This is a genomic window from Bradyrhizobium sp. LMG 9283 (assembly GCF_045571415.1).
Taxonomy (GTDB): Bacteria; Pseudomonadota; Alphaproteobacteria; order Rhizobiales; family Xanthobacteraceae; genus Bradyrhizobium.
This window is the reverse complement of sequence record NZ_CP120691.1, coordinates 2,670,385-2,687,951: the sequence shown is the minus strand read 5'-3', so window position 1 is coordinate 2,687,951 and position 17,567 is coordinate 2,670,385. Positions and strand designations below refer to the sequence as shown.

Sequence of the window (17,567 nt, the reverse complement as noted above, 5' to 3'; positions counted from 1 at the left end):
GGGTTTTACAAGGAGTTTTCGATCATTGCGAGCCGGCTGCACGGCGCGCGTGCCCCGGGCGCACGCAGCGCGTCGCTCTTGGCGGCGTGGGTGCGCTGCTGAACCGGGGCCCGTAGTTGCAGCATTCTGGGTCCCGGTTCTGCGGAGCGTCACTTCGTGCCGCACCGCGTCCAGGACATGAGAGCGGTTACGCGTAACTGCGCATCGCCTCGGCATGGCCGCTGGCCTCGACCTCGGTGCGCGGACGCAGCCGCGTCAGCGCCAGCATCATACCGACGCCGTAGGCCAGCGATACGATCGAGGAGCCACCGTAGGAAATGAACGGGAGCGTCATGCCCTTGGCGGGGATGAGCTGCAGGTTCACCGACATGTTGATCGCCGCCTGCACGCCGAACAGGATCGCTAGGCCAGAGGCCGCAAAGCGCGAGAACATGTCCTCATTGGCGTAGGCGCGCGACAGCGTGCGGATGACAACAAAGGCGAACAGCGCCAGCATCGCAAGGCACAGGATGATGCCGAACTCTTCGGCAGCGACCGCGAACACGAAGTCGGTATGGCTGTCCGGCAGGCTGCGTTTTGCGATGCCTTCGCCCGGCCCGAGCCCGAACCATCCGCCGTTGTAGAAGGCTTCCATGGCGGTATCGACCTGGAAGGTGTCGCCCGAGGCCGGGTTCATGAAGCGCTTGATGCGCCCCGCGACGTGCGGGACGAACAGATAGGCGCTGAACAGGCCGGCAGCTGCCGCACCGGCCAGGCCGAACACCCAGATCATGCGCATGCCCGCGATGAAGAACAGCGAGCCCCACACCATCAGGATCAGCATGGTCTGGCCGAAATCCGGCTCCATCACCAGCAGCGAGACCAGCATCAAGAGCAGCACCAGCGCCATCGAGGTCGCCGGCATCTCCGGCCGCTTGGTCGATTCCGCGAACAGCCAGGCCGCGATCACGACGAAGGACGGCTTGGCGATTTCCGAGGCTTGGATGTTGACGCCGAGCAGCGTGATCCAGCGCCGCGAGCCCTTCACCTCGGGACCGATGGCGAGCGTCACCACGATCAGGATGATGCTGATGGTGAAGATGATCAGCGCGCTGCGCCGGATCGATCGCGGCGACAGGAAGGACACGCCGAGCAGCACCAGGCAGGACGGGAGTAGGAACAGCACGTGCCGGCTGAAAAAATGGAAGGGATCGAGCCCAATGCGGGTCGCAACCGGCGGGCTCGCAGCCAGCGACAGGATGACGCCGGTCAGCATCAGCCCCAGGATCGCGCCCATCAGCGGCTTGTCGACGGTCCACCACCACTCGGAAAAGGGGGTACGTTCTTCACGGGAGAGCATGGGCGGCCGCTTTCGGACAGAGGTCCGTCCATTGGTCGCCGAGGTTGGTTACCGGGGGGTTAATGGGGGCATTCAAGTTTTGAAGAGTCTCGTGCCCCGGACGCAGCGCAGCGCCCTTGCGGTGCGCTGCAGAGCCGGGGCCCAGCGGCTTCTGGGTCCCGGGCTCAGCGCAGCAGCGTTCCACGCTGCAGCGCGTCCGGGACACGAGAGCCCTAGTCGTAGCTGATCACGACATCCCCCGCGCGCTGATCGCGCTTGTAGATCTGGACTGTCCCGGGAATGAACCCAATCCTGACGGCCTGCTCGCTACTCCAGGCAACGAGAACATCCTGATGCTCGCGCACGCTGAGAAAAGTTGGCGTGCTCTCGGGCGAGAACGTCTGGCCGCGCGTCACGATGCTGGCCTGCGTGCTGTCGGGCACGGTGGCGCCGCACTCCTTCCAGACCACGACGACCAACTTGCTGCCGCTTGGGGACGCATATGCTTTCTGGCGAACGACGCGACAAGCGCCGAATCCGCTCATGACCTTGTCAACAAGGACAACAAAGAAGAAACCCGCGGCGACCGGGACAGCAAGAGCAGCGACGGTAATTCCGATCCAGCGTCGCCGCGACATCCTCACACCACCGGTTTCACGCCCGGCAGCGCCTGCACCAAATCGCGGAATTTTGTGCCGCGGATCTCGAAGTTGCGGTACTGGTCGAACGACGCGCAGGCGGGCGAGAGCAGCACGACCGCGTCCGTGAGTCCCGACGCCTCAGCATCGCGCGCGGCGTGCTCGACGGCGACGTCCAGCGTTTGGCTGATCTCGTGCGGCACCTGTGTGCCCAGCGTTCCCGAAAACTCCTGCGCGGCCTCGCCGATCAGATAGGCTTTTCGGATGCGCGGGAAGAAGGAGGTCAAGCTGGTGATGCCGCCGGCCTTGGGCTTGCCGCCGGCGATCCAGAAGATGTCCGAGAAGGACGACAGCGCGTGCGCGGTGGCATCCGCGTTGGTGCCCTTGGAGTCGTTGACGAACAGCACGTTGCCGCGACGGCCGACCTGTTCCATGCGATGTGCCAGGCCCGGAAAGCTGCGCAGGCCGTTCTGCAGCACGTCCTGGCTGATGCCCATCGCGAGTGCCGCAGCGGCCGCGCAGGCCGCATTCTGCGCATTGTGCAGGCCGCGCAGCGAACCGATGCCGCCGAGCGCGGCGACCTCGCTGCGGGCGCCGCCCGAGGCGCGCACGATATTGCCGTGCTCGAAATAAATGCCGCTCGCCAGCGGATTCTTGACCGAGATCCGCACCACGTTCTTGCCGGCGCGGTCGAGCCGGTCGGCGACATCGCGGCAATAACCGTCATCGACACCGACGATCGAGGTGCCGCCGCCTTGCACGCCGGCAACGAGGCGCTCTTTCACCGCGGCGTAGTGCCCGATGGTGCCGTGCCGGTCGATGTGATCCTCGCTGACATTGAGCAGGATGCCGACGGAGGGATCGAGCGAGGGCGTGAGGTCGATCTGGTAGGACGACATCTCGATGACGTGGACGCGGCCCATGCGCGGCGACTCCAGCGACAGGATCGCGGTGCCGATATTGCCGCCCATCTGGGTGTCGTAGCCGGCGACCTTTGTCAGGTGCGCGATCAGCGCCGTCGTGGTCGATTTGCCGTTGGTGCCGGTGATGGCGACGAACGGCGCATCCGGCGCGTGGCGGCGCCGCTCGCGGCAGAACAGCTCGATGTCGCCGATCACCTCGACGCCGGCCTCACGCGCCTTCAGCACGCTCCAATGCGGCGCCGGATGGGTCAGCGGCACGCCGGGCGCAAGCACCAGCGCGGCGAAATTCGCCCAGGAGACGTTGTGCAAATCCGCGGTGATGAAACCGGCCTGCGCGGCCTTCGCGACGTTCTCGGCATTGTCGTCGGCAGCGATTACCTCGGCGCCGCCCGCTTTGAGCGCGTGGCAGGAGGCGAGCCCGGAGCCGCCGAGCCCGAACACCGCGACGGTCTTGCCGGCAAAGGACGTGACAGGGATCATCGATCGATCACCGCAGCTTCAGCGTCGACAGCCCGGCGAGCGCCAGCATCACCGAGATGATCCAGAAGCGGATCACGATCTGCGGCTCGGTCCAGCCAAGCTGCTCGAAATGATGATGGATCGGCGCCATGCGGAAGATGCGCTTGCCGGTGAGCTTGAACGACACCACCTGCACGATGACGGAGACCGCCTCCAGCACGAACAGGCCGCCGATCACCGCGAGCACGATCTCGTGCTTCACGGCGACCGCGATGGCGCCCAGCATGCCGCCGAGCGCGAGCGAGCCGGTATCGCCCATGAAGATCGAGGCCGGCGGCGCGTTGAACCAGAGGAAGCCAAGGCCGGCGCCCAACAGCGCGCCGCAGAGCACGGCGAGTTCGCCGGTGCCCGCGACATATTTGATCTGGAGATATTCGGCGAACACGGCGTTGCCGGCGAGATAAGCGATCATCGCAAAGCTCGCGGTCGCGATCATCACGGGAACGATTGCCAAGCCATCGAGGCCGTCGGTGAGGTTCACGGCGTTGCCGGAGCCGACGATGACGAAGGCGCCGAAGATGACGAAGAACCAGCCGAAATGCAGCACGGTGTCCTTGAGGAACGGAATCGTCAGCGCGGTCGAGGCGGGATCGCGGTTCAGCCGCACCAGCGCGTAGCAGGCGACCAGCGCGATCGCCGCCTCGATCAGCAGCCGAAGCTTGCTGCCGAACCCGGTCGTGGTCTGCTTGGTCACCTTGAGGTAATCGTCATAGAAGCCGACGAAGCCGAAGCCGAGCGTCACCGCCAGCACGATCCAGACATAGGGGTTGAGCGGATTGGCCCACAGCACCGTACCGACCGTGAGCCCGGACAGGATCATCAGCCCACCCATGGTGGGCGTGCCCTTCTTGGCGAGATGCGATTGCGGCCCGTCGGTGCGGATCGGCTGGCCCTTGCCTTGGCGGATGCGCAAATGATCGATGATCCAGGGTCCGAACAGGAACACGAACAGCGCGCCGGTGACGACGGCACCGCCGGTGCGGAAGGTGATGTAGCGGAAGACGTTCAGGACCGTGCGGATTGCACCGAAGCCCGGAAATGTGTTGGAGAGCTCGATCAGCCAGTAAAACATTCAGATGGTCCTATGGCGCCTTTGCACGCGCAGTTCTCGGCCTTTATCCTGGCCTCGACGTGCCTCACGCGCATTCGCTGGTCTTCATCATCGGGTCGGACGCGACCTCAGGGGAAACGGACGGCTTCGTGCCGCAAAGGGGGATTCGGGAACAGCGCCTTCCAAGCAGTTTACGCCTTTGCCTGCAAGGCGGCCACCAGGCCCGGCACAAACTTGTTGACCCAGAACATCTTCTTGCTGCCCTTGACAACCACGACGTCGCCTGCCTTCAGCAGGCGCGCAACCTCGGTGGGCTTCAGCGTGGCGGGATCGTCGTGCCAGCCGAGGCCCTTGCCCGGTGGCAGCACGTCGTAGAGGTGACGCATCAGCGGGCCGACGCAGTAGATCCCGTCGATGCCGTCGAGATGCCTGGCGAGCCCGATGTGATAGCTCGGTGCGTCTTCGCCGAGCTCGAGCATGTCGCCGAGCACCGCGATGCGGCGACCGCCGCTGATGTTGCGCGCCTCAAGGCTTTGCAGCGCAGCCGCCACGCTGGCCGGATTGCCGTTGAAGCTGTCGTCGATCACGGTGATATCGCCGATTGCCTGCTCGACGCCGCGGCCGGTCATGATGCCGACGCGGTCGAGCTTGATCGCGAGCGTCGCGACGTCGAGATGCGCAGCATGAATCGAGGCCAGCGCAGCCAGCGCATTGTGCACCCGGTGCGGCGCGCCAGGGGTGAGGCTGAAGGCGATCTCCTTCTTGCCGATCATGGCCACGACCTGCCAGCTCTCGCCGTGAGGCGCGTGCGCGACCTCGTGCACCTCGGCATGGTCGCCGCCGAAGCGCACGACCTTGCCCTTCCACTCGGGCGCCTTGATCCCGGCGGGCAGCACCAGCACCCCGTCCCCGGGCAGGCCAAGCGCGATCGACACTTTCTCGCGCCGGATGGCGTCGAGCGAGCCGAGCTTCTCCAGATGCACCGGCTGGACGTTGACGACGAGCGCGACGGTCGGCCGCGTCAATTCGCTGAGCCGCGCGATCTCGCCTTGCTGGTTCATGCCCATCTCGACCACCCAGAGGCTGGCGTCCGGCCTGGCATTGCACAGCGTCAGCGGCACGCCCCAGAAATTGTTGAAGCTCGACGGGCTGGCATAGGCGTTCGGATAGGCGGCGAGGAACTCCTTGGTGCTGGTCTTGCCGGCGCTGCCGGTGAGCCCGATCACCGGCCCCTTGAAACGCGCGCGTGCGGCGCGCGCAAGGGCCCAGAGACCGTCGATCAGCGTATCCTTCACCACGATCTGGGGAATGCGGATGCCTGTGATCTCGTGCGGCACGATCATTGCGACCGCGCCCGAAGCTTCAGCCTTGTCCGCGAACTCCCAACCGTCGCGCGCGCTGGCGAAGGCCGAGATGAAGCCGCCGCTCGGCGTGCCGCTGAGCGCGACGAACAGGCTGCCCGGCTTCACAAGGCGGCTGTCCTGGGTGATGAAGTCGATCGGCGTATCCGGGAAAGTTCCGGCTACGCCCAGCGCACGCGCGACCTCGGCAACCGTCCATATTGGCGCGCTCATGCAACCCTCGACGCTAGTGCGGCGGCAACCGCCTCGTGATCACTGAAGGGCAGCACCTCTCCGCCGACGATCTGCCCGGTCTCGTGGCCCTTGCCGGCGATGAGCAGTGCATCGCCCTCCTGCAATTCCTCGATCGCGGCGCGGATCGCGGCAGCGCGGTCGCCGATCTCGCGTGCGCCCTTCGCAGCGGCGAGGATCGCGGCGCGGATGGCTTCCGGCCTCTCGCTGCGCGGATTGTCGTCGGTGATGATGACGCCGTCGGCATTCTCCGCCGCGATCGCGCCCATGATCGGACGCTTGCCGGCATCGCGGTCGCCGCCGGCGCCGAACACGACGACCAGCCTGCGCTTCGCATAGGGCCGCAGCGCCTGCAGCGCCTTCGCCAGCGCATCGGGCTTGTGCGCATAGTCGACGAAGATCGGCGCGCCGTTGCGCTCGCCGACGCGCTCGAGCCGGCCCTTGGCGCCTTCGAGATGTTCGAGGCTTGCGAACACGTTTGCAGCGTCGCTGCCGGTGCCGATGGCAAGGCCGGCCGACACCAGCGCGTTCTCGATCTGGAATTCGCCGACCAGCGGCAGCCGGATCGCATAGCCCCTGCCGCGATGTTCGACCGTGAGCTTTTGCGCAAAGCCTTCGACCACGGCCTCGGTGAGGCGGATGCCCTCGCCTGCGCCATCGCCGTTGCGGCCAACCGCCATGACGCGCAGGCCGCGCGACTTCGCCGCGTCGATCGCTTCGGCCGAGCAATCATGATCGGCCGAGATCACCGCTGCGCCGCCCGGCGGCACCAGCTCGCGGAACAGGCGAAGCTTTGCCGCGAGATAATGCGCAACGGTCGGATGGTAATCCATATGGTCGCGCGAGAGATTGGTGAAGCCGCCGGCCGAGATACGCACGCCGTCGAGGCGATACTGGTCGAGCCCGTGCGAAGAGGCCTCGAAGGCGAGATGCGTCACGCCCTCGCGCGAGATCTCATCGAGCTGCCGGTGCAGCGCGATCGGATCCGGCGTCGTCAGCGAGCCGTAGACGGTGCGCTTGGGCGAGACGAGACCGATCGTGCCGATGCTGGCGGAGGCATGCCCCAACCTTTCCCAGATCTGCCGCGTGAAGGCGGCAACCGAGGTCTTGCCGCTGGTTCCGGTCACAGCGGCAATGGTCGCAGGTTGCGCGGAGAAGAATTTCCCGGCGGCGAGCGCCAGTGCGCGGCGCGGATTGGCGACCGCGACGAACGGCACCTTGCATGCTGCCGGCGCATGGTCGCCGACGACTGCGATCGCGCCTGCGGCAACCGCAGCATCGATGAAGCGTGCGCCGTCGGTCTTGCTGCCCGCGAGCGCGAAGAAGAGATCGCCCGGCTTGACCACGCGGCTGTCGAGCGCAACGCCGCTCACGTCGAGCGCCGCAACGGCGGGCTCGATCGCGGCATCATTGCCCAGAACGTCCTGACCTAAGAGGTCGCGCAGCTTCATGGTCTTCCAGTCGACATGCCCTGCCGGAAAGCCGAATCCGTGGGGAAAATCCCGACTCAGCAGCGGCGATGGCTCACCCGGTTGATTACTGGGTTGTCCTGGATGCTGCAAGAATAAGGCGCTCGGACGGCGGCAGGTCGAACCGTGGCTCGAGGCCCAGAAGCGGCGCGATCCGCTCGATCACCTTGCCGCCGGTCGGCACCGCGTTCCAGCCCGAGGTGATGAAACCCTTCGTTTCAGGGATCGCCTGCGGCTCGTCCAGCATGATCAGGACGTGATATTTGGGATCGTCGCAGGGCAGGATGGCGGTGAAGGAGTTGAGCACACGTTTCTTGGCGTAGCGCCCGTTGATGACCTTCTCGGACGTGCCGGTCTTGCCGCCGACGTAATAGCCCTTGATGTCGGCGGACTTCGCGGTCCCGATCTCGGCATTGAGCCGCATCAGATACCGCATCTTGTCGCTGGTATCCTGCTTGATCACGCGCTTGGCTAGAGCCGCGGCTTCGGATTCGCTGCGCTTCATGAAGGTGGGCGGAATGAGATAGCCGCCGTTCACCAGGGCATTGATGCCCATCACTGCTTGCAGCGGCGCCACGGAGAGGCCCTGGCCGAACGCGGCAGTCACCGTGTTCAGCTCGCTCCAGCGCCGCGGAATCAGCGGCGCCGCGCTCTCCGGCAATTCGGTGCGCAGCCGCGTCAACTGCCCCATCTTGGCGAGGAACGCCTTGTGCGCCTCGACACCCTGGCCGAGCGCGATCCGCGCCGCGCCGATGTTGGACGAGAAGGTGAACACCTCCTTGGTGTTGATGAAACGCCCGAGCGGATGGCTGTCGTGGATCGTGAACTTGCCATAGTGCAGGTTTCCGCGCGCATCCCACATCGAGTTCAGGTTGATCTTGCCGGAATCGAGCGCCATCGCCAGCGTGAACGCCTTAAACGTCGAGCCCATCTCGTAGACGCCGGTGGTCAGGCGGTTGATGCGGTCGGGGTCGTGCGCTTCCTTGGGATTGTTGGGATCGAAGTCCGGAAGCGAGACCATCGCCACGATCTCGCCGGTCTTGACGTTGGAGACGATACCGGAGGCGGCCTTGGCGTGGAACTTGTCCTTGGCCTTCAGCAGCTCATCGCGCAGCGCATGCTCGACGCGCAGGTCGACCGAGAGCTCGATCGGCTTCTGCAGCCGATCGGTGGCAAAGCCGGCGCGGTGGAGATCGGCGAGCCCCTGATTGTCGAGCCACTTCTCGAGGCCAGCGATGCCCTGGTTGTCGATGTTGACGAGACCGATGAGGTGGGCAACCTCGTTGCCGGTCGGATAGACGCGCTTGTTCTCGCGCAGGAAGCCGATGCCGGGAATGCCGAGCTTGTGGACGGCCTGCTGCTGCGCCGGCGTGACCTCGCGCTTGAGCCAGACGAAGCCCTTGCGCGTCCTGAGGCGCTCGCGCACCTCGGCCTCGTCGAGGTCGGGAATGGTCGCGGTCAAGAGCTCGATCGCCTCGTCCTTGTCGATGATGCGGCGCGGCTCGCCGAACAGGCTCGACGCCTTGACATCGGTCGCAAGGATCGCGCCGTTGCGGTCGACGATGTCGGGCCGCGCGGTCGCAACCACCTCCTGCGCCGCGGCGCGGCGGGCGCCGTGAGCGTCGGCGCCGATGGCAAACATCACGAGCCGGCCGCCGATCAGAACGTAGACCGAAGCGAAGGCAAGCATTGCGAGGCCCACGCGCGCCCGCGCCTTCGCGGCGCGATCGACATTGCGCCCGTAGAGCAGGCTGCGGATCAGCCGCTGCCGCCAAGGCTCGGTCGACTTCTCGGTTGGTCTTGCAGGCGTTGCCGGGCTCATTGCTTGTCCTCGGGCTGAGGCACGGAACCCGTCACCGTGTCAGGGTCGCTCGCGGCTTCGATGGTCTTGAGCATGGCCCCGATCGGATCGGGCTCGCCCGGCCTGAACATCCGCGGCGGACGCTCCGGCAAGTTCTTCAGCGAATCATATTGCGTGCCGTTGACCGGCTTGAGATGCAGATGCCGATCGGACAGGCCTTGCAGCCGCAGCGGCGCATCGAGCTTTGCCCACTCGGACCGCAGAGCCGCGATCGCATCGCGCTGTTCGCGGATCTCCGCACGCAGCCGCAGCACCTTTTCGGTGCGCGCCGTGGAGTCCATCTTGATCCGGTAGACATGGGCGGCTGCGAAGATCAGCGCACCGATGACGAGGAGGTGGATGATGCGCATGCGCTAGCCGCCTCTCATCACGTCGGAGAGTTTTGGCCAGGACGATGCCTCGTCGGTCTCATGCGCCGGCGCCGAGGTGCGCTCGGCGGCGCGCAGCTTTGCGGAGCGCGCGCGCGGATTATGCGCAACTTCGTCCTCACCGGCGACGACCGGCCGCCGCGTCAGCAGTTGGAAGCTCGGCGCGACTTGGGCGACTTCCGGCAGATGCCGCGAACCGCCGCCCGTCTTGGAACGCTCGCCGAGGAAATTCTTGACGATGCGGTCCTCCAGCGAATGGAACGAGACGACGACGAGGCGGCCGCCGGGCTTGAGCACGCGCTCGGCCGCAGCGAGCGCGCTCTGGAGTTCCTCGAGCTCTTCGTTGACGAAGATGCGCAGCGCCTGGAACGTCCGCGTCGCCGGGTGAATGTCCCCGGGCTTCGATCGCACGACCCTGCCGACGAGATCGGCGAGCGCGCGCGTGGTCGTGAACGGGGTTTCCTGGCGGTCCGCCACGATGGCGCGAGCGATGCGGCGTGAATGCCGCTCTTCGCCGAAGAGATAGATGATGTCGGCAAGATCGCCTTCGGAGGCGCGCGCAACGACGTCGGCCGCGGTTGGGCCTGTTTGCCCCATCCGCATGTCGAGCGGACCGTCGAGACGGAACGAAAAGCCGCGACCGGCCTGATCGAGCTGCATCGAGGACACGCCAACGTCCATCACGAGGCCGTCGATCGTCTCAACGCCCTGAGCCGCGCAGACCTCGGCAAGGTTGGAGAAGCGGTCCTCGACCAGCGTCAGTCGGCCCGCGGAACGTTCGACCAGCTCGGCACCGCCGGCAATCGCGGTGCGGTCGCGATCAATGGCGATGAGTCGGGTTCCCGGCACCTCCAGTATCGCGCGGCTATAACCGCCGGCACCGAAAGTCGCGTCGACATAGATGCCGCCCTCGCGCGGAGCGAGATGCGCGATGGCCTCACGGCCAAGAACCGGGATATGCGGCACCGAGCTCATGCGCGGCGCCTGCCGACCGCCCAGCCTGACATCCGAGCGAGATCGGGGTCGAACAAGCCCATAACGCCTCGAATCATTGCGCGTCGCGGCGGTTCCACGACAAAGCCCCCGTCCAGCATGGTTACCAAGCCCGGTCGTCCCGGGCCACCAACCCAGTGTTCCCAGTGGAATTTGTCGGGCAGCCATGGGATTTCGAGCCAAAATACGCTTTGGCCGCCTCCGGACGCGGGTCGGCTCTTCATCTCTCAGTAACGGCCCTTAGCGTTAAGAAAGCGTTGCTCGGCTCGTGACAAGTGGAAAAGGTGACGAGGGGGTGATGCTTCATCCACACACATCGCCAAAATGCATTCGTTAATCGCGCCACGTGATTGCGCACGGTGCTGGGTAAAGGAATAGTAAAGAGAAGGGCTTGCCCCACTCTCCGTCCGTTTGAGCTGCTCATGCCCTCCGGTTCGTCCACGCCGTCTGGATCTGATTCGAAGCGTCACCGTGTTCTCCCGGTTCCCAAGACCGTGGCGAGCCTGCGGACGTTCGAGCCCGATTCCTCGATCGTCTCGGACATCATCCCATCGCCCAATTACGGCGAGCGCAACAAGGGACGGCAGCCGGACATGATCCTGCTGCACTACACCGGCATGCCCGATGTCGAAGGCGCGCTGGCGCGCCTCTGCACGGCCGGCACCGAGGTCTCGGCGCATTATGTCGTGCTGGAGGACGGCCGCATCGTGCAATGTGTGCCCGAGATCAAGCGCGCCTGGCACGCGGGCGTCTCCTCCTGGGCCGGCGAGGACGACATCAACTCCTGCTCGATCGGGATCGAGATCATCAATCGCGGCCATGACTGGGGCTATCCCGAGTATCCGCTGCGCCAGATCGCCGCCGTGATCGCGCTGTGCCGCGGCATCATGCTCCGCCGCAAGGTGCCGGCGCACCGGGTGCTCGGCCATTCCGACGTCGCGCCCGCTCGCAAGAAGGACCCCGGCGAAAAGTTTCCGTGGCATTCGCTGGCCAATTCCGGCGTCGGTCACTGGGTAACGCCTGCGCCGATCGTTCGGGGCGAGACGCTGATGCTCGGCACCATCAGCGACGCGGTGCTGAGCATGCAGCAGGCACTCGCCAGGTACGGTTATGGCGTGCCCCTGAACGGCAAATACGACGCGGCGACGATGGAGGTCGTCACCGCCTTCCAGCGCCACTTCCGTCCGGCACGGCTCGATGGCGTCGCGGATCATTCGACGCTGTCGACCTTGCAGGCGCTGCTGGCGAGCTTGCCGGCGGAGGGGACGACGGTGGCGTCGAAGTGAGGGCGTAGCCGCGCAATTCGCTCTCGTGTCCCGGACGCGCGAAGCGCGCGCCGGGACCCAGTCGGCGACACGGCCGGCTTGCGAGATGGGCCCCGGCTCTGCAGCGCAGCGCCAAGGAGCGCTGCGCTGCGTCCGGGGCACGAGACCTACCCCATCTCCCTCACCCGCCGCGCATAGAGCCTCCGCAACGGCTCGAGTTGCGTCGCCTCGGTTGCCGCACGATACGCCTCGCGCGCTTCTTCCTTCCGTCCCACTCGCCGCAACAAATCCGCGCGCACCGCCGGCAACAGCTCATAGCCGCGAAGCCCGCCGCGCGCGGTGATGGCATCGACGAGATCGAGCGCTCGTGCCGGCCCATCGACCATCGACACCGCCGCCGCATGGTTCAGCTCGATCACCGGCGAAGGGCTGATGCGCAGCAGCACCTGGTAGAGCCCCGCGATCTGCGGCCAATCGGTCTCCTCGAAGCTCGGCGCACGCGCATGCAGGGCCGCGATCGCGGCCTGCACCGCATAGGGCTGCGGCCGGCCCGGCACGCGCAGCGCGTCCTCCACCAGCCGCAGGCCGTCGTCGATCTGCGCGCGGTTCCAGAGCGAGCGGTCCTGCTCTTCGAGTAGCACGACGTCGCCGGCCGGCGTCTCGCGTCCGGCGCGGCGCGCGTCGTGCAGCAGCATCAACGCCAATAGGCCCTTGATACCGGCGCGGTCGGGCATCAACCGGTCCAGCAGGCGACCAAGCCTGATGGCCTCGACGGCGAGATCGGGCCGCATCAGGTCCGCGCCCTCGGTCGCGACATAGCCCTCGGTGAAGACGAGATAGATCACCGCGAGCACGCCATCGAGCCGCTGCGCCAGCGCCTCGCGCTCCGGCACCTCATACGGGATGCCGGCAAGCCTGATCTTCTGCTTGGCGCGGACGAGCCGCTGCGCCATCGCCTCCTCGCCGACAAGGAAGGCGCGCGCCACCTGCGTGGTCGACAGCCCGCAGACGGTGCGCAGCGTCAGCGCGACCTGGACCTCGGCCGCGAACGCGGGATGGCAGCAGGTGAAGATCAGCCGCAGCATGTCGTCGTCGAGCGTTGCCGGCGGCTCTTCGGCGGCTTGTGCGTTGAGTTCGAGCTCATGCACCAGCGCCTGCTGCTTGCCGCGGAAGACGGCCTGGCGGCGGATGCGGTCGATCACCTTGTGCTTGGCGACGTTGACCAGCCAGGCGCGCGGATTGTCAGGGGCCTCACACGCCGCCCAGCGTTCCAGGGCGACGGCAAAAGCATCCTGGAGTGCGTCCTCGGCGAGATCGAAATCGCCGACGAGGCGGATCAGCGTGGCCAGCGCCCGCCCCGCCTCGTCGCGAAAGATTTTGTCGATCTCGCCAGGGGTCATGCGGCGACGCGCGGCTCGGCCGTCACTTGTCGTAGACCCAGATCGGCCGCACTTCGATCGAGCCGATGCGCGCGCTGGGAATCCGCGCCGCGATCTCGATCGCCGCGTTCAGATCCTTCGCCTCGACCAGGTAGTAACCGCCGAGCTGCTCGCGTGTTTCCGCGAACGGACCATCGGTCGTCAGCGTCTTGCCCTCGCGCACACGCACGGTCGTTGCAGTCGTGGTCGGCTGCAGGCGGTCGCCGGCCTTGAAGTTGCCGCTCTGGATGATGGATTGCGTGAAAGCCTGGTATTCGGCCAACATCTTCTGGCTGGTCGCCGCGTCGTTCTTCGCGTACTCGACCTCGTTCTGGTAGATCATCAGCAGATATTGCATGGCTTCACTCCTGTTGTTCGGCTCACTCGCCGACATCCAGTCGAACGGGGCACGCTCCAAACGACATCTTCAGGATAAATTATTTTCGACGACGCGTGCGTGGCGATCTCGGCTTGACGGAACCGCCATAAATGCCCATGCGTAGTCCCGTCAGTCGGCCGGACGGCCGCTCCGGCAGGTGCCGAAAGGCCGCCGGGGAGGAAAGTCCGGGCTCCCTTGACATGCGGTGCCGGATAACGTCCGGCGGGGGCAACCCCAGGGAAAGTGCCACAGAGAACGAACCGCCCCGCTTCGCCTTCGGCTTCGCGGGGTAAGGGTGAAAAGGTGCGGTAAGAGCGCACCGCGGTTCCGGCAACGGAGCCGGCATGGCAAACCCCACCGGGAGCAAAACCGAATAGGGACGGCATAGCGGGCTGTTCGCGAAAGCGATAACGCCGCGGGGCGATGTCAGGCCCGCCGTCCGGGTAGGTTGCTCGAGGCCATGTGCAAACATGGTTCCAGAGGAATGGCCGTCGCGTATCGCTCGCGCAAGCGGGCGGTGCCCTACAGAACCCGGCTTACAGGCCGGCTGATATTCTAAAGCGTTTTCGAGCGAAGCGGTTTTCCGGTTCGCGTGAAGAAAACGCGTCTCGCTAAGGAAGCAACGAGGGGTTCGATGCTAGCGCATCGGGCCCCTCACCATTTTGGCCAAGCGCGCAGCCATTCAACCGGTGTCGTTCCGGGGCTCGCGAAGCGAGAACCCGGAATCTATCGGGCGGCAGAGACGGAGGAGAAATGGATTCCGGGTTCGTGCTGCGCACGCCCCGGAATGACGAGCGTGGATCATGTGACGATCTCGTTCAACACTGCCATCAACGCCTGCGGCGCCGTCACGTTCGGCGCATGACTCGCGTCGAGCTCGAAATGGCGCCAACCTTCCTCGCTCTTCACCCGCGTCGCAAACTGCCCGAACACGTCACCCGGGGGAATGCGCGTGCAATAGATGTAGCTGCGCGGCATCGCCGGCTCGCCGTGTTCGAGCCTCAAGCGCGCCTCGAAGCACTTGATCGGCATGGGGACGCGGCGCGCATTGAGCCAGTCGAGATCGGCCTGCGGCGTGTCAGGCGGCGGCGGGTTCGGCGGGATGCGGTAGCCATCGCCGGCAGCGGCTGCCTTGCGCATCGGCTCGCGCCCGCCCTCGTTGAGATCGAACAGCGACTGGCCGTCACGCGGCACGAAGGCGTCGAGATAGATCAGTTGCGTCACACGCTCGCGCGCGCGGTCGGCGACGCCGGTCGCGACCATGCCCCCATAACTGTGGCCGAGCAGGACGATATCGTTGAGGTCCTCGAAGGCGATGACGTTGAGGATGTCCTGAATATGCGTCTCGAGATCGATCGCGGGATTGGCGAGATGCGCGCGCTCGCCGAGCCCGGTATAGGTCGGCGCCACCAGGCGGTGGCCGGCCTGCACCATCAGCGGATGCATCTTCCTCCAGGCCCATCCGCCGGACCACGCGCCATGACAGAGCAGGAAGGTCTTCGCGCGTGCGGTCATCGGCGTTTCCATCGTTCTTGTTTCTACGATGGAGTGTAGCGGCAGGCCGCGGGATGTAAACGCCGCGCTCGGTTCAGGCCGCGCGCGTGTCCGCCTTCACCAGCACCGGCGCGAGCTCACCGGCCCCGCGCCGCAGCTTGCTCGCCTCGAAGCCGTGCATGCCGAGCTGCCATTGCAGCCCGACGATGGCGCCCTTGGTCGGTTGCAGCAGTGCGAGCGAGGCGAACAGCGTCACGGGTAGCCACACCGCAAGCTGCAGCCACTCCGGCGGCGCGTAGGCGGTCTCGACCGCGAGGATTGCCGGCACCACGAGATGGCCGACCACGACCATCACGAGATAGGCGGGAAAGTCGTCGGCGCGCTGGTGAAGCAGCTCCTCGCCGCAATGATCGCAAGCCTCGGTCACCTTCAGGAAGCGGCCGAACATGTGCCCCTCCCCGCAATTGGGACATTTGCCGCTGAAACCGTGCCACATCGCCTTTGCCAGGGAGACCGTCGCCATGACCACACCTCTTCCTTTTCGACGATCCATACAATAATATCTTGCATCCATACATTCAAAGGTTACGAGCCTAATTGCATGGGCTGGATCCCTACAATCTCGGAGCTCTCGGGGCCGCGCTACCAGCGCATCGTCGAGGCCATGGAGGCCGATATCGCCGCCGGGCGGCTGGTGCGCGGCCAGCAATTGCCGACGCAGCGGGCGCTGGCAAAAGCGCTCGGCATCGACCTCACCACGGTGACGCGCGCCTACTCTGAAGCCCGGCGCCGCGGCATCATGGAAGCCCGCGTCGGACAGGGCTCGTTCGTGTCGGAGACCAGCGCGCGCCGCGCCGTCGACCTGCCACACCCGGTCGCGATCGACCTCTCGATGAACGTGCCGCCGCATCCACTGGAGGCGCAGCTCGACGAGCGCATCATCGCCGGAATGGAAGCCATCCGCGCACAATCGGGCCTCACGGCGTATCTCAACTACCAGCCGCCCGGCGGCAGCGCGCATGAGCGCGAGGTCGCGGCGGGCTGGATGCGCGCGCGCGTTCCGCATGTGCAGGCCGACAGGCTCGTAATATTTCCGGGCGCACAGACGATCCTGTTCAACCTGCTCGCTCATCTTGCGCGGCCCGGCGAAACCGTGCTGACCGAAGCCCTCACCTTCCCCGGCGTCAAGGCCGCCGCGGCACAGCTCGGCGTCAAGCTCGTCGGCGTCGCCATGGATGACGGCGGCATTCTGCCCGATGCACTGGCTAAGGCGTGCCGCGTGCACCGGCCCAAAGCCGTCTATCTCATTCCGACGCTGCACAACCCGACCACCGCAACGCTTTCGGCTGAGCGGCGCAGCGCAATCGCAAAGATCATTCGCGATACCGACACGATCGTGATCGAGGACGACGCCTACGGGCTGCTTGATCGCTCGGCGTCGCCGATCGCGAACCTCATTCCGGAGCGGACTTATCTCGCAACCACGCTGTCAAAGTGCCTCGCGCCGGCGCTGCGCGTTGCCTATCTGGTGACGCCCGACGGCGACACGCAGCTTCAGATGCGCGGCCACTTGCAAGCCACCGTCCAGATGCCGCCGCCACTGATGGTGGCTCTTGTGACGCACTGGATCGAGACCGGCATCGCCGACCGCATCATCACTGCCATCCGCAACGAGGCGGTCGGGCGCCAACAGATTGCGCAACGCGCCCTAAAGCGTTTTCAGTTCCTGGCCAAGCCTGCCGCCCATCATCTCTGGCTGCGGCTGCCGGAGGGCCGCCGCGATGTCGCGGCGCATCTGCTGCGGAATGGACTCGCGATCGTGGCAGGCGATGCCTTCACCGTGGATGGAACACCGCCGCATGCGGCACGTGTCGCGCTGGGGGCGGCACGCAACAGGGCGGAATTGACGGAAGCGCTGCGCATCCTGATCGGCGCGCTACATGAGCCCGCCGACACCAGACAGATCGTCTAGACTCTTCCTATCGATGATGACGACGGTGGCGTGGGCGAACGACTGGCGCAACCGCTGCAGGATAAGCCGCATAGGCCTCGCTCGGGGCCACCGCCTCGCCGCGGGCTGCGCGCCCGGCGGGCGTGAGCTGGCCGCCATTGAGCACATCGCGGTCGGGATGCGCGGCCTGATAGGCTGCAGGCTCGGAAAACTGCGCCTCCGCCAATGTCGGCGTCAGGCCGGCGACCGATAACAGCGCGGCCGCAACGGCAATGTTCCTGCGGGTCATGATCATGCTCCATCATCTCATCAGGGACGGTGCGGCGTG

At 66.0% G+C, this 17,567-nt stretch carries 16 protein-coding genes and 1 other RNA gene; 3 read left to right on the top strand and 14 right to left on the bottom strand.

The window, feature by feature from the left end; genetic code table 11:
- Positions 1-187: 187 nt before the first annotated feature.
- From ftsW to rsmH, 9 genes are all read right to left on the bottom strand, one after another.
- A complete protein-coding gene (gene ftsW / locus P6U29_RS12520; RefSeq protein WP_407117875.1) occupies positions 188-1,339 on the bottom strand; it encodes a putative lipid II flippase FtsW in 1,152 nt (383 codons plus the stop codon).
- A 212-nt stretch (positions 1,340-1,551) separates the two neighbouring features.
- Entirely contained in the window at positions 1,552-1,863 is a 312-nt protein-coding gene (locus P6U29_RS12515; protein WP_407117874.1) for a hypothetical protein, read from the bottom strand.
- 95 nt (positions 1,864-1,958) lie between these two features.
- Positions 1,959-3,359 (bottom strand): UDP-N-acetylmuramoyl-L-alanine--D-glutamate ligase, encoded by a 1,401-nt coding sequence (gene murD / locus P6U29_RS12510; RefSeq protein WP_407117873.1) that lies wholly within the window; start codon positions 3,357-3,359, stop codon positions 1,959-1,961.
- A 7-nt stretch (positions 3,360-3,366) separates the two neighbouring features.
- Positions 3,367-4,470: a phospho-N-acetylmuramoyl-pentapeptide-transferase gene (gene mraY / locus P6U29_RS12505; RefSeq protein ID WP_122401968.1), complete on the bottom strand. Its 1,104-nt coding sequence runs from the start codon at positions 4,468-4,470 to the stop codon at positions 3,367-3,369.
- A gap of 170 nt (positions 4,471-4,640) precedes the next feature.
- Positions 4,641-6,023 (bottom strand): UDP-N-acetylmuramoyl-tripeptide--D-alanyl-D-alanine ligase, encoded by a 1,383-nt coding sequence (gene murF / locus P6U29_RS12500; RefSeq protein WP_407117872.1) that lies wholly within the window; start codon positions 6,021-6,023, stop codon positions 4,641-4,643.
- A complete protein-coding gene (locus P6U29_RS12495) occupies positions 6,020-7,492 on the bottom strand; it encodes a UDP-N-acetylmuramoyl-L-alanyl-D-glutamate--2,6-diaminopimelate ligase (RefSeq protein WP_407117871.1) in 1,473 nt (490 codons plus the stop codon). Before P6U29_RS12495 ends, murF begins: the two co-directional genes overlap by 4 nt.
- Before the next feature lie 85 nt (positions 7,493-7,577).
- Complete coding sequence (locus P6U29_RS12490; RefSeq protein ID WP_407117870.1) at positions 7,578-9,332, bottom strand: peptidoglycan D,D-transpeptidase FtsI family protein; 1,755 nt, start codon at positions 9,330-9,332, stop codon at positions 7,578-7,580.
- Positions 9,329-9,721, bottom strand: a complete 393-nt coding sequence (locus tag P6U29_RS12485) for a hypothetical protein (protein WP_407117869.1) — start codon at positions 9,719-9,721, stop codon at positions 9,329-9,331. Before P6U29_RS12485 ends, P6U29_RS12490 begins: the two co-directional genes overlap by 4 nt.
- A 3-nt stretch (positions 9,722-9,724) precedes the next feature.
- Positions 9,725-10,714 (bottom strand): 16S rRNA (cytosine(1402)-N(4))-methyltransferase RsmH, encoded by a 990-nt coding sequence (gene rsmH / locus P6U29_RS12480; protein ID WP_407117868.1) that lies wholly within the window; start codon positions 10,712-10,714, stop codon positions 9,725-9,727.
- A 440-nt stretch (positions 10,715-11,154) separates the two neighbouring features.
- Between rsmH and P6U29_RS12475 the strand changes: the two genes are divergently transcribed.
- Complete coding sequence (locus tag P6U29_RS12475; RefSeq protein ID WP_407117867.1) at positions 11,155-12,018, top strand: N-acetylmuramoyl-L-alanine amidase; 864 nt, start codon at positions 11,155-11,157, stop codon at positions 12,016-12,018.
- A gap of 146 nt (positions 12,019-12,164) precedes the next feature.
- Here P6U29_RS12475 and P6U29_RS12470 read toward each other — a convergent pair whose 3' ends face one another.
- Both P6U29_RS12470 and P6U29_RS12465 read right to left on the bottom strand, forming a co-directional pair.
- Positions 12,165-13,397: an RNA polymerase sigma factor gene (locus P6U29_RS12470; protein ID WP_407117866.1), complete on the bottom strand. Its 1,233-nt coding sequence runs from the start codon at positions 13,395-13,397 to the stop codon at positions 12,165-12,167.
- 22 nt (positions 13,398-13,419) lie between these two features.
- Positions 13,420-13,773 (bottom strand): YciI family protein, encoded by a 354-nt coding sequence (locus P6U29_RS12465; protein WP_122401961.1) that lies wholly within the window; start codon positions 13,771-13,773, stop codon positions 13,420-13,422.
- 150 nt (positions 13,774-13,923) lie between these two features.
- On the opposite strand from P6U29_RS12465, the gene rnpB reads away from it, so the two are divergent.
- An RNA gene (gene rnpB, locus P6U29_RS12460) (RNase P RNA component class A) lies at positions 13,924-14,349 on the top strand.
- A 246-nt stretch (positions 14,350-14,595) separates the two neighbouring features.
- On the opposite strand, the gene P6U29_RS12455 is transcribed toward rnpB, so the two are convergent.
- Positions 14,596-15,309, bottom strand: coding sequence for an alpha/beta fold hydrolase (locus P6U29_RS12455; RefSeq protein WP_407117865.1), 714 nt, complete (start codon positions 15,307-15,309; stop codon positions 14,596-14,598).
- Positions 15,310-15,382: 73 nt separating this feature from the next.
- Positions 15,383-15,811 (bottom strand): DUF983 domain-containing protein, encoded by a 429-nt coding sequence (locus P6U29_RS12450; RefSeq protein ID WP_407117864.1) that lies wholly within the window; start codon positions 15,809-15,811, stop codon positions 15,383-15,385.
- Positions 15,812-15,889: 78 nt separating this feature from the next.
- Here P6U29_RS12450 and P6U29_RS12445 point away from each other — a divergent pair, with 78 nt between their 5' ends.
- Entirely contained in the window at positions 15,890-17,260 is a 1,371-nt protein-coding gene (locus P6U29_RS12445) for a PLP-dependent aminotransferase family protein (RefSeq protein ID WP_407117863.1), read from the top strand.
- A gap of 7 nt (positions 17,261-17,267) precedes the next feature.
- Here the strand turns inward: P6U29_RS12445 and P6U29_RS12440 are convergent, their stop codons facing one another.
- Complete coding sequence (locus P6U29_RS12440; protein ID WP_407117862.1) at positions 17,268-17,528, bottom strand: hypothetical protein; 261 nt, start codon at positions 17,526-17,528, stop codon at positions 17,268-17,270.
- Positions 17,529-17,567: the final 39 nt, after the last annotated feature.